The sequence below is a fragment of the Citrobacter koseri ATCC BAA-895 genome (assembly GCF_000018045.1).
GTDB lineage: Bacteria > Pseudomonadota > Gammaproteobacteria > Enterobacterales > Enterobacteriaceae > Citrobacter_B > Citrobacter_B koseri.
This window is the reverse complement of sequence record NC_009792.1, coordinates 2,604,304-2,623,633: the sequence shown is the minus strand read 5'-3', so window position 1 is coordinate 2,623,633 and position 19,330 is coordinate 2,604,304. Positions and strand designations below refer to the sequence as shown.

At 58.5% G+C, this 19,330-nt stretch carries 14 protein-coding genes; 6 read left to right on the top strand and 8 right to left on the bottom strand.

Going from position 1 to position 19,330, the window contains the following annotated elements:
- The first annotated feature begins 5 nt into the window (after positions 1-5).
- Positions 6-1,892 (top strand): propionate--CoA ligase, encoded by a 1,887-nt coding sequence (gene prpE / locus CKO_RS12020; protein WP_012133646.1) that lies wholly within the window; start codon positions 6-8, stop codon positions 1,890-1,892.
- Positions 1,893-1,988: 96 nt separating this feature from the next.
- On the opposite strand, the gene CKO_RS12015 is transcribed toward prpE, so the two are convergent.
- Positions 1,989-5,066 (bottom strand): beta-galactosidase, encoded by a 3,078-nt coding sequence (locus CKO_RS12015; RefSeq protein WP_012133644.1) that lies wholly within the window; start codon positions 5,064-5,066, stop codon positions 1,989-1,991.
- Positions 5,067-5,187: 121 nt separating this feature from the next.
- Positions 5,188-6,270, bottom strand: a complete 1,083-nt coding sequence (locus tag CKO_RS12010; RefSeq protein WP_024130615.1) for a LacI family DNA-binding transcriptional regulator — start codon at positions 6,268-6,270, stop codon at positions 5,188-5,190.
- A gap of 421 nt (positions 6,271-6,691) precedes the next feature.
- Here CKO_RS12010 and mmuM point away from each other — a divergent pair, with 421 nt between their 5' ends.
- The gene (gene mmuM / locus CKO_RS12005; RefSeq protein WP_012133641.1) at positions 6,692-7,624 is read left to right on the top strand and encodes a homocysteine S-methyltransferase; all 933 of its coding nucleotides are present in this window, start codon (positions 6,692-6,694) and stop codon (positions 7,622-7,624) included.
- A gap of 87 nt (positions 7,625-7,711) precedes the next feature.
- Here mmuM and fbpC read toward each other — a convergent pair whose 3' ends face one another.
- From fbpC to CKO_RS11975, 6 genes are all read right to left on the bottom strand, one after another.
- Positions 7,712-8,758: a ferric ABC transporter ATP-binding protein gene (gene fbpC / locus CKO_RS12000; RefSeq protein ID WP_024130614.1), complete on the bottom strand. Its 1,047-nt coding sequence runs from the start codon at positions 8,756-8,758 to the stop codon at positions 7,712-7,714.
- A gap of 11 nt (positions 8,759-8,769) precedes the next feature.
- Entirely contained in the window at positions 8,770-10,848 is a 2,079-nt protein-coding gene (locus CKO_RS11995) for an ABC transporter permease (RefSeq protein ID WP_012133639.1), read from the bottom strand.
- A gap of 68 nt (positions 10,849-10,916) precedes the next feature.
- Entirely contained in the window at positions 10,917-11,948 is a 1,032-nt protein-coding gene (locus CKO_RS11990) for an ABC transporter substrate-binding protein (protein ID WP_012133638.1), read from the bottom strand.
- Positions 11,945-13,249, bottom strand: a complete 1,305-nt coding sequence (gene uhpC / locus CKO_RS11985) for an MFS transporter family glucose-6-phosphate receptor UhpC (protein ID WP_024130613.1) — start codon at positions 13,247-13,249, stop codon at positions 11,945-11,947. Before uhpC ends, CKO_RS11990 begins: the two co-directional genes overlap by 4 nt.
- 85 nt (positions 13,250-13,334) lie before the next feature.
- Positions 13,335-14,876, bottom strand: coding sequence for an MASE1 domain-containing sensor histidine kinase (locus tag CKO_RS11980; RefSeq protein ID WP_012133636.1), 1,542 nt, complete (start codon positions 14,874-14,876; stop codon positions 13,335-13,337).
- Positions 14,876-15,505, bottom strand: coding sequence for a response regulator transcription factor (locus CKO_RS11975; RefSeq protein WP_012133635.1), 630 nt, complete (start codon positions 15,503-15,505; stop codon positions 14,876-14,878). The genes CKO_RS11980 and CKO_RS11975 overlap by 1 nt, the downstream gene beginning before the upstream one ends.
- Before the next feature lie 343 nt (positions 15,506-15,848).
- Here CKO_RS11975 and tauA point away from each other — a divergent pair, with 343 nt between their 5' ends.
- Genes tauA through tauD form a run of 4 tightly spaced genes read left to right on the top strand, consistent with a single transcriptional unit; the run spans position 15,849 to position 19,261 of the window.
- Positions 15,849-16,811, top strand: a complete 963-nt coding sequence (tauA, locus tag CKO_RS11970; protein ID WP_012133631.1) for a taurine ABC transporter substrate-binding protein — start codon at positions 15,849-15,851, stop codon at positions 16,809-16,811.
- 10 nt (positions 16,812-16,821) lie between these two features.
- Positions 16,822-17,589, top strand: a complete 768-nt coding sequence (gene tauB, locus CKO_RS11965; RefSeq protein WP_012133630.1) for a taurine ABC transporter ATP-binding subunit — start codon at positions 16,822-16,824, stop codon at positions 17,587-17,589.
- Positions 17,586-18,413: a taurine ABC transporter permease TauC gene (tauC, locus tag CKO_RS11960; RefSeq protein ID WP_012133629.1), complete on the top strand. Its 828-nt coding sequence runs from the start codon at positions 17,586-17,588 to the stop codon at positions 18,411-18,413. The genes tauB and tauC overlap by 4 nt, the downstream gene beginning before the upstream one ends.
- Complete coding sequence (tauD, locus tag CKO_RS11955) at positions 18,410-19,261, top strand: taurine dioxygenase (protein WP_012133628.1); 852 nt, start codon at positions 18,410-18,412, stop codon at positions 19,259-19,261. Before tauC ends, tauD begins: the two co-directional genes overlap by 4 nt.
- The last annotated feature ends 69 nt before the right edge of the window (positions 19,262-19,330 follow it).

The following is a 19,330-nucleotide window of genomic DNA, read 5'->3' as shown; positions in this document are numbered from 1 at the left end:
GCTTCATGTCTTTTAGCGAGTTTTATCAGCATTCCATTACGCAGCCGGCGTCGTTCTGGGCCGAGCAGGCCCGACGTATCGACTGGCAGCAGCCGTTTACCCAAACGCTGGATTACAGCGATCCGCCGTTTGCCCGCTGGTTTTGCGGCGGAACCACTAATTTGTGCCATAACGCTATCGACCGCTGGCTGGATAAGCAGCCGGATGCGCTGGCGCTGATTGCCGTCTCTTCTGAAACGGAAGAGGAGCGCACGTTTACCTTCAGCCAGTTGTATGACGAAGTGAACGTGGTGGCGTCGATGCTGTTGTCGCTGGGCGTGCAGCGTGGCGACCGGGTGCTGGTTTACATGCCGATGATTGCCGAGGCGCACATTACGCTGCTGGCCTGCGCGCGGATTGGCGCGATTCATTCGGTGGTGTTCGGCGGTTTTGCCTCGCACAGCGTAGCGGCGCGAATCGACGACGCTAAGCCGGTGCTGATTGTCTCGGCAGACGCCGGGGCGCGCGGCGGTAAGACTCTGCCGTATAAAAAGCTGCTGGATGATGCCATCGCGCAGGCGCAGCATCAGCCGCGCCACGTTTTGCTGGTGGATCGCGGGCTGGCGAAAATGGCGCGAGTACCGGCGCGCGATCTCGATTTTGCGTCGCTGCGTCAGCAGCATCTCGGGGCGCGGGTGCCGGTGGCCTGGCTGGAATCCAATGAGATCTCCTGCATTCTCTATACCTCCGGCACGACCGGAAAACCGAAAGGCGTACAGCGCGACGTCGGCGGCTATGCGGTGGCGCTGGCAACCTCGATGGACACTATCTTCGGCGGCAAAGCGGGCGGCGTGTTCTTTTGCGCGTCGGATATCGGTTGGGTTGTGGGGCACTCCTATATTGTCTACGCGCCGTTGCTGGCAGGAATGGCAACCATCGTTTATGAAGGATTGCCGACGTACCCGGACTGCGGCGTCTGGTGGAAGATCGTAGAGAAATACCGCGTCAGCCGGATGTTCTCTGCGCCAACCGCCATCCGCGTGTTGAAAAAGTTCCCGACGGCGCAGATCCGCAATCACGATCTCTCCTCGCTGGAGGTGCTCTATCTGGCTGGTGAGCCGCTGGATGAGCCGACGGCCGCCTGGGTGACGGAGACGCTGGATGTGCCGGTTATCGACAACTACTGGCAGACCGAGTCCGGCTGGCCGATTATGGCGATCGCCCGCGCGCTGGACGACCGGCCTTCACGGCTGGGCAGCCCCGGCGTACCGATGTACGGCTATAACGTGCAGTTGCTCAACGAGGTCACTGGCGAACCTTGCGAGGTGAACGAGAAGGGGATGCTGGTCATTGAGGGGCCGCTGCCGCCTGGCTGCGTTCAGACTATCTGGGGGGACGATGCGCGTTTTGTGAATACCTACTGGTCGCTGTTCTCACGTCAGGTGTACGCCACTTTCGACTGGGGGATTCGCGACGCGGACGGCTATTATTTCATCCTCGGGCGCACCGATGATGTGATCAACGTCGCCGGGCACCGTCTGGGCACGCGCGAGATCGAGGAAAGCATTTCCAGTTACCCGAACGTGGCGGAAGTGGCGGTGGTGGGGGTGAAAGATACGCTGAAGGGACAGGTGGCGGTAGCGTTTGTGATCCCGAAACAGAGCGACACGCTGGAGGACAGGGACGTGGCGCAAACGGAAGAGAAGGCGATTATGTCGCTGGTGGACAGTCAGATCGGTAATTTTGGCCGCCCGGCGCACGTCTGGTTTGTTTCACAGTTGCCGAAAACACGCTCTGGCAAAATGCTGCGTCGTACGATCCAGGCGATTTGCGAAGGCCGCGATCCGGGCGATTTGTCCACGCTTGACGATCCCGCTTCGTTGCAACAAATCCGTCAGGTGATTGAGGAGTAACCGAGGTGCCCGATGGCGTTATCGCTTATCGGGCCAGGAAGAAAATGTATCGCAGGCCGGATACGGTGCTTGCACCGCCATCCGGCAATTTCCCTTTTACCGCCAGCTTATCTGGTAGTGGTAGCGCCCGGCGCTGAGCTGATATTCCGCTGAAACGGAGGGGCTCCAGGAGTCATCGCCGCCTACGCCCATATGGAAACCGTCAATATTGAGCCAGGTGCCCGCTTCCGGCTGGAGCAGATGGCGGTGGCTGGTTTCCATCAGCTGTTTCTGGCCGTAGCGGCTGATGTTGAACTGAAAATCGCCGCGCCACTGATGCGCACCATAGAGCAATTCACGCGTTCCGCAGCGCAGGCCGTTTTCGCTCGGGAAAACATACGGGGTGTACATCTCTTCCAGCGGCAGATCCCAGCGCTCAAAACAGGCGGCAGAGAGACGATCCGGGTAGTTCTCGTGCGGGCCTAACCCCAGCCAGTTGACCCGCTCCGCCACCTGCGCAAGCTGGCAGCTCAGTCCGATGCGCGCCGGATGCGGTGTCCCGCTGGCGACATCAACATCTACCGTTATCTGCATTTCACCGTTGCCGTCGATACGGTAGGTTTTCCGGCTGATGAACAGCGTCTCGCCCTGATACTGCCAGGCGTGGGCGGTGGTAATCAGTACCGCGCTGGCAAGCGTGTCGGCATCGCATTGCAGTAATACCGCTTTAGCCTGGTAATGGCCGGCGGCCTTCCAGCGTTCAACCCAGGCGTTAGGGTCGATACGGGTTGCCTCGCTCACGCCGATGTCGTTGTCCAGCGGCGCGCGGGTGAACTGATCGACAAGCGGAGTCAGCAACTGTGCCTCTTCGCCAATCCAGAACTGCGTTAATACGCCCTGCTGGCGGCTGAACTCCCAGCGTTTCTCGCCTGCGACAATACGGAATGCCGTCCCGCTGCTGGTGAGCTGTGGCGCGTTGCCAGCGTGCTGCGGCCACTGTGTAGCGAGTTTTTCGCCGAGTTTCCACTGTTGCCAGGCGCTGATATGTCCGGCTTGCGACCACGCGGTTGCCTGCGGTTGTTCAACGCGTACCGTCAGCCACAGCTGGCCTGCGGTTTCCGCTTCCGGGAGCGCTGGCAGCGCGATGATCTGGCGTCCCTGCGGCGGGATATCCAGCGTCACAACGCCTGCGGTCAGCGGGTTGCCATCCAGCGCCAGTGACCAGTGGAGCACTTCGTTATCGCTATGGCGGAACAGGTATTCGCTGGTCACTTCAATCTGGCATTCGGCTCCCGGCAGCAGCGCAAACTGGAAAAACTGCTGCGCGTGTTTGGCTTCATACAGTGACGGATGCGGTGTTCGGTCGGCGAACACCAGGCCGTTCATACAGAACTGACGGTCGTTAGGCGCGTCGCCAAAGTCGCCGCCGTAGGCTGACCACGGCCGACCGTCGTCGTCATATTTGATAAGCGACTGATCCACCCAGTCCCAGACAAAACCGCCTTGCAGGCGCGGATACTGGCGAAACGCCTGCCAGTATTTCGCGTAACCGCCGAGGCTGTTGCCCATCGCGTGGGCGTATTCACACAGGATCAGCGGGCGCTGCTCGCCCGGCATCGACAGCCATTTTTTGATCGACCATTTCGGTACGGCGGGGAAGGGCTGATCCTGATCGACGCGGGCGTACATCGGGCAAATGATGTCGGTTGCCGCCGTATTCGCGCCGCCGCCTTCATACTGCACGGGGCGGGAGGGATCTTCCGACTTAATCCAGCGGTACAGCGCGTCGTGGTTGGCGCCGTGCCCGGACTCGTTGCCCAGTGACCAGATAATAATGCTCGGATGGTTGCGGTCGCGCTGTACCATCCGCGTCACGCGCTGGCTCATGGCGGGCAGCCAGACCGGATCGTCGCTCAGGCGATTCATCGGCACCATGCCGTGGGTTTCGATATTGGCCTCATCCACCACGTACAGGCCGTAGCGATCGCACAGGGTGTACCACAGCGGGTGATTCGGATAATGGGAGCAGCGCACGGCGTTAAAATTGTTCTGCTTCATCAGCAGAATGTCTTTAATCATGGTCTCTTTGTCCATCACCTGGCCGTTTTCCGGGTGATGTTCATGGCGGTTGGCGCCGCGGATCAGCAGCGGCTTACCGTTTAACAGCAGCAGACCGTTTTCAATGCTGACCTGACGGAAACCGACGTCGCAGGCTTCGGCTTCAATCAGCGTGCCATCGGCGGCGTGTAGCTGTACAACGGCACGATACAGATGCGGGGTCTCCGCGCTCCACAGCGCCGGGTGTTCGACATTCAGACGAAGGGTTGTGCGATCAGGGTAAGCGCCGCGCTCATCAATGATCTCGCTGCCGAGCGGAGCGGTTTTTTCTCCGACGAATGTTTCGCTATCCCACAGCTGTACCGTCACGCGTAAATCATCGCGTCGTTCCCCCGTTGTTCTGACCTCCGCTTCCAGCACTGCGCGGCTGAAATCATCGTTGAAGCGGGTGTTGATGCGCAGGTCACGGATTTGCGTTGCCGGTTTATGCAGCAGCGAGACGTCGCGAAAGATGCCGCTCATCCGCCACATATCCTGATCTTCCAGATAGCTGCCGTCACTCCAGCGCAGCACCATTACCGCGAGGCGGTTTTCACCCTTAAGCAAAAAATGCGTGAGATCGAATTCAGACGGCAGACGGCTGTCCTGACCGTATCCGACCCAGCGACTGTTGCACCACAAATGGAAGGCGGAGTTCACGCCATCAAAAATGATCCGCGTCTGGCCTGCCTGTAGCCAGTCTGCGTCAATACTGAATGTGAGCGAGTAACATCCGGTTGGGTTATCTGCCGGAACGAACGGCGGGTTAACCGGAATGGGATAGGTGACGTTGGTATAAATGGGGGCGTCGTAACCGTCCATTTGCCAGTTAGACGGCACGCGCACGCTATCCGCCTGTTGCAGATCGCTTGTCCGCCAGCTCTCTGGTACTGCTTCAGGCGCTGAAAACCAGGCAAACGTCCATTCACCGTTCAGGCTGCGCTTTTGTGCGGAGTCACGGTTCACGCGGGCGTCATCGGCATTACGCCAGCTACAAAAAGGAGGGTGCGCCTCCAGGCGATTAAGTTGCGTTACGCCAGGGTTTTCCCAGTCGCGACATTTCAGAACGACGGCGAGTGAATCTGCATTCTGGGGCATAGCGGTATCCTGATTGGGTTTGTTATTCGCTCACAATTTCAGTCAAAATACGAAGAAGGGATTCCTGCTGTAAAGGACAGGAGGTTCAATGAGTGAACTGACTCACACAATTGTTATACGTTCACATTTTCGGCGCTAACAGCGAAACCTGCCGAGCCAGTTGGATCAGGGAGTCGGCCAACGCCTGCGGAGAAGTGGCCTGAGCATTGGGGGGCTGCACGGTTTTACGCTGAACCAATGAAACGGGGAGTTGCTGGTTACCGGTGGCGGGTTCGCCACGGGAGAGTTGCAGCAGTTTGTCGACGCTGGTTGCGCCAAGCAGGGGGAAATTCTGTCTGATGGTGGTCAGCGGTGGGATGTAGCAGGCGCTGTCTTCGGTGTCATCGTAGCCTATCACCGAGATATCCTGCGGGATGCGCAGGCCAAACTCAGCGATCGCCCGCATGGCGCCCAGCGCCATCTGATCGTTAGCCACCAGTATTGCGGTGGGCATCGTTCCGTCATTGAGCATCTGCATGGTTTGCTGGAAACCGGACATCGCGCTCCAGTCGCCTTCCGTTTCTGCCACCGGTCGCAGCTGATAGTGGGTCAGATATTTATGCCAGCCCGCCAGTCTTAGCCGTGCAGAGACGGACGAGCGCGGCCCTGTCAACAGCGCGATGCGCTGGTGCCCGTGTTCTACCAGATGCTCAACGCCCAGACGCGCGCCGTCGTCATGGGAAAAGATAATGCTGTTAACGGGGAACCGATCGGACACGTCGAGAAACAGTACCGGCACGTTGCCGCAGACGGCGGCAACGGCAATGGCATCGTTCTCATCAAGCGGGTAGTTGATGATCAACCCGCTTACCCGCTGCGCCAGCAGGTTATGTACCGCCGCTTTGCAGGCGTCTACTCCGTTGCGCTCTACCATCGCGATCACCACGCTGGCGCCTGACCTGTCGGCGCGGGATTTAATCGCCGCGACAATTTGCGACGGCGCGTGCAGCGCGAGGTTAGCGGTGGCGACGCCGATGAGCGGGGTTTGTTTACCCGCCAGCTGCTGCGCGACGCGATTGGGAATGTAATTCAGCTCCGCCATCGCGGCTTCGACTTTTTCACGGGTTTTGGCGGAAACGTGGCTGGCCTGATTCACCACGCGAGAGACGGTCTGATAAGAGACGCCTGCACGGTCTGCAACATCATAGAGCGTTACCGGTTTCACATTCATCACCCTGAATTTGTTGTTATCTGCGCGTTATGATGCCACACCCTGAAGGTTTTTCGCCATTCTGCCGGTCTGACGTCAGTTTGTCGGCTGATATCGACCCCGGCTCCTGACGTTGTCCTCATTCCGTCGTATGAGTGGGGACGGTATGTTCCCACTTCTGTCTGAGCGCCGGTGCGCCGCCTTGTTGCCAGAGTTGTAAGAGATTCTGGCAGCGGAGGCATTATGAGCTGGCGACCCTTTCTTTATCTCATTGTTACTCCTCACCCGGTGCTGAGCGCCCGGCGCGCGCGTTTGCGGCTGGTACAAGGCTGACGGGTCTTTAATAATTGCGTAGCGCTCCCGATTACCGCCCGGCGCGCTGTGTTATGGTGCTTGTTTCATTGCCGATTTCATAAGCAGAAACAGGAGCCAGACTATGTCGCAACATAATCCGTTGAGCGCCATCCTCGATAAACAGGATTTCCTGTTGCTGGACGGGGCGATGGCGACGGAACTGGAAGCGCGCGGCTGTGATTTAGCCGATAGCCTGTGGTCAGCGAAGGTGCTGGTAGAAAACCCGGCGCTGATCCGCGAAGTCCACCTTGATTACTACCGGGCGGGGGCGCAATGCGCGATTACCGCCAGCTACCAGGCAACGCCCGCAGGACTTGCCGCGCGTGGGTTTGATGAAGCGCAGTCGAAAGCGCTGATCGGCAAGAGCGTGGAACTGGCGCGCAAAGCGCGGGAAGCGTATCTGGCTGAGAACCCGCAGGCGGGCACGCTGCTGGTGGCGGGTTCCGTCGGGCCATATGGCGCGTATCTGGCCGACGGTGCGGAATATCGCGGGGATTACGTATGTACTCCCGAAACGTTCCAGGCTTTTCATCGCCCGCGTGTGGAAGCGCTGCTGGATGCGGGCGTTGACCTTCTGGCCTGCGAAACGCTGCCGAATTTTATTGAGATTAAAGCGCTGGCTGAGTTGTTAACCGAATATCCACGGGCGCGGGCATGGTTCTCGTTTACGCTGCGCGACAGTGAGCATCTGAGCGACGGTACGCCGCTGCGTGACGTGGCGGCGTTCCTCAACGCCTGCCCGCAGGTTGTGGCGACTGGCGTAAACTGTATCGCGCTGGAAAACGTCACCGCCGCATTGCAGCATTTGCACGGGCTGACCGCGCTGCCGCTGGTGGTTTATCCCAATTCGGGCGAGCGGTACGATGCGGTAAGCAAAACCTGGCATCATCACGGCGAAGCGTGCGCCACGCTGGCAGAGTATTTACCGCAGTGGCTGGCGGCGGGTGCGAAGCTGATTGGCGGCTGTTGCCGGACGACGCCGAAGGATATTGCTGAATTGAACGCGCAACGTTGAGTGTGCGCCGGGTGGCGGCTGATCCTTACCCGGCCTACAACGTGCGCGAACCGTAGGCCGGGTAAGCGTAGCGCCACCCGGCATCAATTACACTGCGTCTGCTAAAACAAACATCCCGTACGGGTGGATTTCGAGGTAATAATTTTCCCCCACGTCCGGCTGCAATCGGGTAGCGTTAACCTGCAATAAAATCTCCTGTCCGTGCCACGCCACCGTCACCTCATACTGCGGCCCCATATAGGCGACATGCTGAATCACACAGCGCTGGCTCTCTTCGCCGCGATCGCTCAAGGTAATCGCTTCCGGGCGTACGCCAACGGTGCCGGAACCCTGGGCGGCAAAGTGCGCCGGGCGCGGCAGCCGGTAGCCGTAGATATCCACATACTCCTGACTGAACGTCGCCGGGAACAGGTTGGCATCGCCCATAAAACTCGCCATAAAGCGTGACGCAGGTTGACGGTAGAGATCCTGCGGCGAACCGATCTGCATAATATGCCCCTTGTTCATCACCAGTACGGTATCGGAAACCGCAAAGGCTTCGCTCTGATCGTGGGTGACGTACAGCGAGGTGATATCAAACTGCTTTTGCAGTTCGCGGATCTTGTCGCGCATGCTGCGACGCAAGTTGGCGTCGAGGTTACTTAACGGCTCATCAAACAGCAGCACCTTCGGCTTGAGGATCAGCGCGCGCGCCAGCGCCACGCGCTGCTGCTGACCGCCGGAGATCTGATCAACATAGCGGTCTTCGAATCCTTCCAGATCCACCATCGCCAGCGCCTCTTGCACACGGGCTTTCACTTCGCTGCGCGACACGCCAAGCATCTTCAGACCGTAGCCGACGTTTTCCCCCAGCGACATGTGCGGGAACAGGGCATAAGACTGAAAGACCATACAGATATCACGCTGCTGAATAGAGCGATGGGTGACGTCTTCGCCATCAATGAAAATCTGTCCTTCGCTCGGTTTTTCCAGCCCGGCCACCAGACGCAAAATGGTCGTTTTGCCGCAGCCGGAAGGGCCGAGCAGCGTCACCATTTGCCCCTGCGGGATAGTGAGATTGATATTATCGATAACCGTGTTGCTGCCGAATCGTTTGGTGACGTTGCGCAGTTCAACAAAATTTTTCTGACTCATAGTGCGCTCCATTACGCCTGGTTTTTGGCTTTTGAACGGGAGATACGCGCTTCCCCGATCAGCCAGTCAAAGATGAAAATAATCGCCAGCATCACCACGATCAGAATTGAGCCGTAGGCGATCGCCACGCCGTATTCGCCGTCTTCCACGCGGTTGAGGATGTAGGCCGTCGCCACGCGGGTGTCTGGCGTGACGAGGAATACAATGGCGCTGACGGTGGTAATGGCGCGCACAAAGCTGTAGATCAGCGCTGAGAGGATCGCCGGGCGCAGCAGCGGCAGCAGGATGTGCGTGATGGTGCGCAAGCTCCCGGCGCGCAGGCTGAGCGACGCTTCATCCAGCGATTTATCGATCTGGCCTAATCCGGCGATCCCGGCGCGAATCCCAACCGGCACGTTACGCATCACCATCGAAATAATCACAATCGCCGCCGTTCCGGTGAGGTACACCGGGGCGCTGTTAAAGGCGAGGATGTACGACACGCCCGCCACGGTGCCCGGTACGGCGAAGCACAGCATGGTGGTGAACTCGATAGTCTTTTTGCCTTTGAACTGCTGGCGTACCACAATCCAGGCGATCAGCAGACCGAAGATGGCGGTGATCGGCGCGGCAATTCCGGCGTAGAGCAACGTATCAAGCAGGGAAGGCCACGCGCCGTCGCTCATTCCCTGGCCGAACAGCTTGATAAAGTTCGCCAGCGTCAGGGTGTAATCCACGCCCCAGTTGACGGTGAAGCTACCGTAGAAAATGCTGCCGTAGAGCAGGGCGTTGAAGGCTATCCACACGGCCAGAATGGCGATGACGCTCCACACCAGGGTGACAGGCAGCGGCTGGACGTCGCCACGGTACGATTTCCCGGAGACCGTGACGTAAGAGCGCTTACCGATCCACATATACTGCACACAGAACACCAGCAGCGAGAACAGCAGCAGGAACGCGCCCAGCGTACTGGCGGCCTGATAATCAAGCTGCGAACCGGTGATATAGAAATAGATCTGCGTCGCCAGCACGTCGAAGTTACCGCCGAGCACTAACGGGTTACTGAAGTCGGCCAGCGACTGCACCACCACGATCAGGAAGGCGTTCGCCAGCGCCGGTTTCAGCAGCGGGACAAACACACCGTTAAAGGTCTGCCAGCGGCTGGCGCGCAGGGTATATGACGCTTCTTCCAGCGATGGATGGATAGTTTTGATCGCCCCGTCGAGGATCATAAACGCCATCGGGGTAAAGGCCAGCACCTGCGCCAGCCAGATGCCGGTAAACCCGTACAGCCAGTTGGTGTTGGTCAGCCCGAACCACTCGACCATAAATTCGGTGACGTAGCCGGAGCGTCCCATCATCAGCGTAACGCCTAAACCCACGACGAACGGCGGCGTGACGATTGGCAAAATCGAGAAGATGCGGCCAATAATGGCGCTGCGTTTGGCAATGCGGGTGGTGTAAATCGCCAGCACCAGGCCGAAGAAGGTACAGCCCACGCCCACCGCAATCGACAGGGCGATGGAGTTGAGGATCACCTGGATGATATGCGCCTGCGACAGCACCGTCATAAACGCCAGCGGCGCGAACTCCCCGGCGTCGTTGGTGAACATCGGGATGAAAATCGCGATACTCGGCCAGACGATAAAGATGCCGATCAGCGCCACAATGGCGGTAAGTGAGCCGATCACGAAGCGGTCGCCGCCCAGCCATTCCAGACGGGTCAACGCCAGCGTCATGATCGCGCCCAGCGCGACGAACAGCACGATAGTGGCGTAGCCTAAACCACGGCCTTCAACGGTGGCGCTGATGACGATAAAGGCCATACACAACAGCGCCCAGCCCGCATCAAGGTAATGGCGGCTACGCTGTTCGCGCCTGGCTTCATGGAACGGGCGAATTAGCAGCAGGCTCGGCAGCAGATACCACAGCCAACTGATATTGCGCTGTGACCAGCCGTAGGATTCAAGGATTTCATCGCCCGTGGACTCCAGCAGGCCGTAATCCAGGCTCCAGCTCGGCAGCAGGGCAAACGCCAGCCAGCCCAGCAGAACCCAAAAGAATATCGCATCCCGTTTTTTCACGGGATGGTGTGCAAGTGTGTGTGACATAGCGGTTCCGGTATTGTGGGCCGGGTACGGCGTTACGCCGCCACCCGGCAAATGAACGCAATGTGGGCTTATTTACCCATCTTCACTTCGCTAACCCACTTATTGATAAGCTGCTTACGGACGTCGGTAGAACCGTATTTATCCATGTCGTAATTGATGAGCTTCAGGTCGTCGAGCTTCAGCGAGTTCGGTGACGTTTCTGCTGTGGTGTTGGTCAGGATCTGATAAGACTTGCCTTTCTTCCACGCCAGTTCTTGTGCTTCTTTTGACAGCACCCAGTCCACGAACAGTTTGGCGTTGTCGAGGTTGCGCGCGCCTTTCAGGATGCTGACGCCGCCAATTTCATAGCCGGTGCCTTCGCACGGAGAGATCAGCTCCAGCGGCGCGCCCTGTTCTTTTTCCAGCGAATAGTCGTGCAGGAAGCCGATGCCGATAGCGGTTTCGCCACGGGCGGCGTTACGTGCCGGGGCAATACCGGATTTGGTGTACTGAGACACGTTGGCGTTGAGCTGTTTCAGGTAATCAAAGGCCTGATCTTCTCCCCACAGCTGGGCGAAGGTTGCCAGTGCGGTATACGCGGTGCCTGAACTTTGCGGGTCGGCAATCTGGATCTCGCCTTTGTATTCCGGTTTGGTCAGATCCTTCCAGCATTTTGGCACCGGCAGATTTTTCTCTTTCAGGCGCTGGGTGTTGACGCCAAAACCGAGAATACCGACATACACCGCTGAAGAGAGGTTGCCTTTTACTTTCGCCGGATCGCGGAATTTCTCCATGACCTGCTCAAGATTGGGAGACTTGTAGGGTTGCAGCAGCCCCATTTCACCCGCCTGAGACTGAGGGTCCAGCGTCCCGCCGTACCAGACGTCCGCCTGCGGGTTTTTCTTCTCGGCATCGACTTTCGCCAGCGTACTGCCGGAGCCGTTGCGAATGAACGAGGTTTTGACGTCATATTTGTCGCCAAACGCTTTGGTTTCTGCTTCGCACATTTCATTGGTGGCGCTGCAATAAACCACCAGGCGGCCTTTGGCCTGCGCGGCGCCGGTTAAGGTTGCCAGCGCAATGCCGGATGCAATCAGGGTAGAGGTAAGCGTCAATTTCATTGTTTTATCCTTTGACTGAGCGAGGTGGTGATGCCCGCCATCAGCAGCGGCATCAGCAATAAACCCATAAGTACCGCGGCGACCGAGAGCAGACTGAACATGCCCGACCAGCCGTAGCGTTCAATGACCAGCGACAGAGGCCAGCCCGCCAGCGCTGCCCCCAGATAGGCGAACAGGCCGAGAAACCCGGTGATGGAACCGGCCGCCGCTTTGTGCCCGCACTCGACGGCGGCAAGGCCAATCAACATTTGCGGGCCAAAAACGAAAAAGCCCACCGTAAAGAAACAGACCGCCAGCAGTGCGTAATGGTGTACCGGCGCTAACCACAACGCGGCGACGGACACCATCAGCCCCAGCGTGAACAGCAAAATCATCGGCGCGCGCTGGCCGCTGAACAGCAAATCCGACCCCCAACCGGCGAACAACGCGCCGAGCAGACCGCCAACTTCAAACAGCATCACCGTGGCGTTGGCGCTGAGCAGATTAACGCCGTGGCTTTCCGTGAGCCAGATGTTGCCCCAGTCGTTGAGGGCGATGCGGATCAGATAGACCAGCACATATGAGACGCCCAGCAGCCAGATCATCGGGTTTTTCAGCATCGTGGTGCGCAACATCTGCCACAGTCCCATCGGCGGGCTTTGCTGCTCCTGTCGCAGCTCCAGCGGGTCATGACGCCATGCGCCGACCGTTGGCAATCCCTCTTCCTGCGGCGTGCCTTTCAGCTGTAGCGTGAGCCAGATACCTAATGCCATGCTGATGATCCCCGGCGCCAGCATCGCCGCCTGCCAGCCCCACCAGTGGGCGGCGAAAGCGCTAATCAGCGGGATAATCGCCCCGCCGATGTTGATCGACATATTCCAGCAGCCCCACCAGAAGCCGCGCTCGTTGCGCGAATACCAGTGGGTCAGCAGTCGGGCGCAGGGCGGCCATCCCCAGCCCTGAAAGAAACCGTTCAGCGTCCAGACCGCCAGCAGCAGCGTCAGCGACTCGCCAAAGGCGAACACCACATTCAGCAGGCCGGTGGCGAACAGGCCGACGCCCATAAACCAGCGCTGCCCGTGGCTGTCGTGCCACAGCCCGGCGGTAAACTTCGACAGGCCGTAGGTCAGGTAAAACAGTGAACCCAACAGGCCGATATCGCCTTTATCGAGTCCCAGATCCGTTTGCAGCGCCGGAAGCACGTAATTCACGCTTTTTCGCGTCAGGTAAAACGCGGCATACCCAATGACCATGCACATCAGCAACCGCAGGCGTAGCGCCCGGTATCGTTGGTCTGTTTCGTTTACTGGGCGTGGGTGCATGGCCGTCTCCGTTTGTGCTGACTATAGGAAAGTGAAAACCAAAGGGGATGAGAGAAAGTCCGCAGTGACTAAGACTTTTTCCTGGTCAGGACGTGGTTTGTTGCAAAATTGTGGGCAAGTTAACAATTACCCGCGTGCCGTGCAGCGATTCGAGCGTCAGTTCGCCGCCCAGCGCGCTGACCCGTTCGCGCATCCCCTGAATACCGAATCCCGGCATTTTTTCAGGCTGGATGCCGGTGCCGTTGTCCCGAACTTCCAGATGGAGGGTCTGTTTCTGCTGGCTTAACAGAATCGTGACCTCGCTGGCTTCGGCATGTTTACAGACGTTGTTCAGCAGTTCCTGCAACAGGCGGTAGAGAGTAAACCTGACGGTTTCATTTTCCGGGGTAAGCGTAAGGCGATACTCAAACTGGCAGCGAATCCCACGTTCGGGGAACGCGAATTCGTTGACCAGATGATGCAGCGCCTCTTTAAACGACAGCTCATCCAGCGCGGGGGGACGTAGCTGGCGTAACAACTGGCGGGTAGAGTGGTGAATACGGCGAGCGAGATCGTTTATCTGGCTGGCGGCGGCCTGCGTCTGCGCCGGATCGCGCGCGCGTTTCACGAGCTGTGACTGGATCTGAATGGCGGTGATGTTCTGCCCGATCTCGTCGTGCAGCTCGCGCGCCAGGTTTTTGCGCGTATCCTCTTCGGTATGGATCAGCTTTTCGGTCAGCGCCCGGCGCGCCGCCAGCTCCGCCTCCAGACGCTGGCGATAGTGGTGCAGGTTTTGCGCCAGATGCTGCTGGCGGCTGATGGCGATCCCAAGACCTATACCGAGTAGCGCCTGGGTGGCGAGGAAAATCTCCAGTTCGACCAGGTTGTTAAACCCGACGCCGACCTGGCGGGCGATGGTGATCATCATGCTGCCCAGCAGGCCGGAGAGCACGCCGCCCTGCCAGCCAAACTTCCACGCCATCACCACGTTAGGCAGGAACACCACGATCAGCAGCAGGCGTTCAATTTCCGGCGACAGCACCATTTGCGTGCCGATGCCGATAATAAAGAACAGGCTGCACCAGATGATCAGCGAGGTGCGCAGCGGCGGGTTGTTGGTATCCAGCCCCAACAGATGATAACGGTGCTGCTGGCGTAAAAATTCAAATACCAGATAAACAAAGGGGGTGAGCAGCACGCCGCCGGTAAACGACGCCAGGCCAGTCAGCATCGCCGGGCTTTTTATAAAGGGCGACAGCAGGGCGGTATTCAGCAGCGAGGCCAGCGTGACGGCGGCCAGCAGCAGCGTGAGACGCTGCCAGTACAGGGGAAAACGGTGCCAGAATTTTTGTCCGATGCTGGCCGGGATCAGGCAGATCAGCGGCGCCGCCAGCAGGACGTAGCCGCTGAGCAATTGCTCGCTATGGAGCCATAACGGCATCAGCACCGGCGGCAGTATCAGCGCGGGCCAGTAACGGCGGGAGAGTAAAATCAACAGCGCAAGATAAACGCCGTGCGGCAAGAAGAGCGCCGCCTGTTGGCCATTATGGGTCAGGTAAAAGCCCAGCGTCCATAGCATCAGCCAACCTGTTCCCCAGGCCAGCAGGATAAACAGTGAGATCACCCAGTAACGCACGCCGCGAGACATCAGTGCCCCGTCAGCAGCTGGTGGTCGAGGGCGAAATGCACCAGATCGATGGTACTGTGGCACTGCAATTTACCCAGTACGTTAGCACGGTGGACGTGAACGGTTTTATGGCTGAGGTCGAGCTTAAATGCGATCTCTTTGACGCTGTCGCCTTTGACCAGTAAATCAAAAACTTCTCGCTCACGGGGGGTTAACACCTCCAGAACCTGCGCCGGCTGTTCACCGCCGCGCAGCGCCCGCAACGCATCGGCGCACAGATAGTGGCCGCCCATACCAACGGAGCGCACCGCCTGAACCAGCTCTTCCGGCCCGCAGCGTTTGGTCAGATAGCCGCTGGCGCCTGCATCCAGCGCGCTTTGCACAAACGCTGGCGTGTCGTAAATGCTGAGGACGATGGCGCGAAACGTGGGTTTTTGCGCGCGTAGCCGCTTTAACAGACTCAGCCCGTTTTCGTCCGGCATCGCGATATCCAGCACCGCGACGTTAACGTCATCGCGCAATAATGCGGGCCAGGCTTCCGCCGCGCTGCTGTACTGGCCTGCTACGTCCAGATCGTCTTCAAGACTTAATAATTGCGCAAAGCCGGAACGCACCACCACATGGTCATCAACCAGCACCACACGAATCATATGCTTACTCTCTTGCCGAATAATGCCTCTATGATGCCTGCCCCCGCTGCGCTGGCAATCATCCGGGTGTGGTTATGGAATGAATGTAACAAAATCGCAATAATTTGCAGGGGGTTGTTGTCGTGGTAGGCCTGATAAGCGTAGTGCCATCAGGCATGGATTGCCGGATGGCGGCGCAAGCGCCTGATCCAGCCTACAACTCAATGCTAAATACATTTCCACACTAACCATTCCCGTTTTTTTTCTAAAAACGCTTTGCTATTAGCAAGAATTTTTAATTCCTTTATCAAACACGGCCGCAACGAAATACTGCCCCCATAACAAGACAGGGGAGCAGACAATAATGGGTATTTCATCGCGTAACACACTTCTCGCCGCACTGGCGTTTATTGCATTCCAGGCGCAGGCGGTTAACGTCACCGTCGCGTATCAGACATCCGCCGAACCGGCGAAAGTAGCGCAGGCGGATAACACCTTCGCCAAAGAGAGCGGGGCGACCGTTGACTGGCGTAAATTCGACAGCGGCGCGAGCATCGTGCGCGCGCTGGCTTCCGGTGATGTACAGATCGGCAACCTTGGTTCCAGCCCACTGGCGGTCGCCGCCAGCCAACAGGTGCCGATTGAGGTTTTCCTGCTGGCGTCAAAACTGGGGGAATCCGAAGCGCTGGTGGTGAAGAAAACGATCGCTAAGCCGGAGGATCTCATCGGCAAACGCATTGCGGTGCCGTTTATCTCCACCACCCATTACAGCCTGCTGGCGGCGCTGAAACACTGGGGCATTAAGCCCGGGCAGGTCGAAATCATCAATCTGCAACCACCGGCGATCATTGCCGCCTGGCAGCGTGGCGATATTGACGGCGCTTACGTCTGGGCACCCGCCGTTAACGCGCTGGAAAAAGACGGGAACGTGCTGACAGACTCAGGGAAAGTCGGCGAATGGGGCTCGCCGACGCTGGATGTGTGGGTAGTACGTAAAGACTTCGCGGAAAAACATCCAGAGGTAGTCAAAGCATTCGCGAAAAGCGCCATCGACGCGCAGCAACCCTATATCGCCAATCCTGAGGCGTGGCTTCAGCAGCCGGATAACATCAGCAAACTGTCGCGCTTAAGCGGCGTGCCGGAAACGGACGTGCCGGGGCTGGTGAAAGGCAATACCTACCTGACGGCGCAACAGCAGGCCGTTGAGCTGAACGGGCCGGTCAATAAAGCGATTATCGACACCGCGCAGTTCCTGAAAGAGCAGGGCAAAGTGCCCGCCGTCGCGACGGATTACAGCCAGTACGTCACCGATCGCTTTGTGCAATAAGGAGGCGCGGATGCTGCAAGTTTCCCATCTCTTTGCCGATTACGCCGGTAAACCGGCGCTGGAAGATATCAATCTGACGCTCGACAGCGGTGAGCTGTTAGTGGTGCTGGGCCCGTCAGGGTGTGGGAAAACCACGTTGCTGAATCTGATCGCCGGTTTTCTGCCTTATCAGCACGGCACGATCCAACTGGCGGGCAAACGGGTCGATGGGCCGGGTGCGGAGCGCGGCGTCGTCTTTCAGAACGAAGGGCTGCTGCCCTGGCGCAACGTGCAGGATAACGTCGGACTTGGCCTGCAACTGGCGGGAGCGGACAAAACCCGGCGTCAGCACGTTGCGCAGCAGATGCTGAAAAAAGTCGGGCTGGAAGGGGCGGGAAAACGCTTTATCTGGCAGCTTTCCGGCGGGCAGCGCCAGCGTGTCGGCATCGCCCGCGCGCTGGCGGCCAATCCTCAACTCCTGCTGTTGGATGAGCCTTTCGGCGCGCTGGACGCTTTCACCCGTGAGCAGATGCAAACGCTGTTGCTGAAACTCTGGCATGAGACCGGCAAGCAGGTATTGCTCATTACGCATGATATTGAAGAGGCTGTGTTTATGGCGACGGAGCTGGTGCTGCTTTCTCCTGGCCCCGGTCGCGTGCAGGAACGGCTGTCGCTTGATTTCGCCCGCCGCTTTGTGGGGGGCGAATCCTGCCGCAGCATTAAATCCGATCCGCAGTTTATCGAGACGCGGGAGTATGTGTTAAGCCGCGTCTTTGAACAACGGGAGGCCTTCTCATGAGCGTGGTCATCAACGATAAGCTGCGTCAACGCGGGTTGAAATGGCGCTGGCCGTTCTCTCGTCGCATTACCCTGAGTATCAGCACATTAGCGGTGATTCTGGCCGTGTGGTGGAGCGTAGCGGCGTTGCAGTTAATCAGCCCGCTGTTTCTGCCGCCGCCGGGGCAGGTGCTGCAAAAACTGATCGCCATCGCCGGGCCGCAAGGGTTTATGGACGCCACGCTGTGGCAGCATCTGGCGGCGAGCCTGACGCGCATTCTGCTGGCGCTGCTGGCCGCCGTGATTATCGGCATTCCGGTGGGCATTGCGATGGGGCTAAGCCCAACGATACGCGGCATTCTCGATCCGATCATTGAACTCTACCGACCTGTTCCGCCGCTTGCGTATTTACCGCTGATGGTGATCTGGTTCGGGATTGGCGAGACCTCCAAGATCCTGCTGATCTATCTGGCGATTTTCGCCCCGGTCGCCATGTCGGCGCTGGCGGGCGTCAAAAGCGCGCAGCAGGTTCGCATTCGTGCGGCGCAGTCGTTAGGCGCCGGACGAGTACAGGTATTGTGGTTTGTGATTCTGCCCGGCGCGCTGCCGGAGATCCTCACCGGATTACGCATTGGCCTGGGCGTGGGCTGGTCAACGCTGGTGGCGGCTGAGCTGATTGCCGCCACCCGGGGTTTAGGGTTTATGGTGCAGTCCGCCGGGGAATTTCTGGCAACCGACGTGGTGCTGGCGGGGATCGCGGTGATTGCGGTGATCGCGTTTATTTTAGAACTGGGTCTGCGTGCGCTTCAGCGCCGCCTGACGCCCTGGCATGGAGAAGTACAATGAGTGAACGTCTGAGCATTACCCCGCTGGGGCCGTATATTGGCGCGCTGGTTTCCGGCGCGGATCTGACCCGCCCGCTGAGCGATAATCAATTCGAACAGCTGTATCACGCGGTGCTGCGCCACCAGGTGGTTTTTCTGCGTGAACAAGCCATTACGCCGCAGCAACAGCGCGCGCTGGCACAGCGTTTTGGCGATCTGCATATTCATCCGGTCTATCCCCACGCCGAAGGCGTCGAAGAGATTATTGTGCTGGATACCCATAACGATAACCCGCCGGATAATGATAACTGGCACACCGATGTGACCTTTATTGAGACGCCGCCAGCAGGGGCGATTCTGGCGGCAAAGGAACTGCCCTCTAGCGGCGGGGATACGCTATGGGCCAGCGGTATTGCCGCATATGACGCGCTTTCCGAACCGTTTCGCCAGTTGCTGAGCGGTTTGCGGGCGGAGCATGATTTCCGTAAATCGTTCCCGGAATACAAATACCGCAAAACTGACGAGGAGCATCAGCGCTGGCTTGAGGCGGTAGCAAAACATCCACCTTTGCTGCATCCGGTGGTGCGTACCCATCCGGTGAGCGGCAAACTGGCGCTGTTTGTGAATGAAGGCTTTACCACACGGATTGTCGATGTGACGGAGAAAGAGAGTGAGGCGCTGCTTGGATTCTTGTTTGCGCACATCACAAAACCGGAGTTTCAGGTGCGCTGGCGCTGGCAGCCTGATGACGTAGCCATCTGGGATAACCGCGTCACCCAGCATTATGCCAACGCTGATTACCTGCCGCAGCGGCGCATTATGCACCGGGCGACGATTCTGGGAGATAAGCCGTTTTATCGCGCACCGTAATAGATAATTACACTATTCGGTTAGGGAATGGTTAGGGAAATGCAGGCCTGATAAGCGCAGCGCCATCAG

Bases quoted from the DNA above. Each gene is read 5' to 3' on its own strand.
- prpE (WP_012133646.1), top strand. From the start codon at position 6: ATGTCTTTTAGCGAGTTTTATCAGCATTCCATTACGCAGCCGGCGTCG.
- CKO_RS12015 (WP_012133644.1), bottom strand. From the start codon at position 5,066: ATGCCCCAGAATGCAGATTCACTCGCCGTCGTTCTGAAATGTCGCGAC.
- mmuM (WP_012133641.1), top strand. From the start codon at position 6,692: ATGTCGCAACATAATCCGTTGAGCGCCATCCTCGATAAACAGGATTTC.
- fbpC (WP_024130614.1), bottom strand. From the start codon at position 8,758: ATGAGTCAGAAAAATTTTGTTGAACTGCGCAACGTCACCAAACGATTC.
- CKO_RS11995 (WP_012133639.1), bottom strand. From the start codon at position 10,848: ATGTCACACACACTTGCACACCATCCCGTGAAAAAACGGGATGCGATA.
- CKO_RS11990 (WP_012133638.1), bottom strand. From the start codon at position 11,948: ATGAAATTGACGCTTACCTCTACCCTGATTGCATCCGGCATTGCGCTG.
- uhpC (WP_024130613.1), bottom strand. From the start codon at position 13,249: ATGCACCCACGCCCAGTAAACGAAACAGACCAACGATACCGGGCGCTA.
- CKO_RS11980 (WP_012133636.1), bottom strand. From the start codon at position 14,876: ATGTCTCGCGGCGTGCGTTACTGGGTGATCTCACTGTTTATCCTGCTG.
- CKO_RS11975 (WP_012133635.1), bottom strand. From the start codon at position 15,505: ATGATTCGTGTGGTGCTGGTTGATGACCATGTGGTGGTGCGTTCCGGC.
- tauA (WP_012133631.1), top strand. From the start codon at position 15,849: ATGGGTATTTCATCGCGTAACACACTTCTCGCCGCACTGGCGTTTATT.
- tauB (WP_012133630.1), top strand. From the start codon at position 16,822: ATGCTGCAAGTTTCCCATCTCTTTGCCGATTACGCCGGTAAACCGGCG.
- tauC (WP_012133629.1), top strand. From the start codon at position 17,586: ATGAGCGTGGTCATCAACGATAAGCTGCGTCAACGCGGGTTGAAATGG.
- tauD (WP_012133628.1), top strand. From the start codon at position 18,410: ATGAGTGAACGTCTGAGCATTACCCCGCTGGGGCCGTATATTGGCGCG.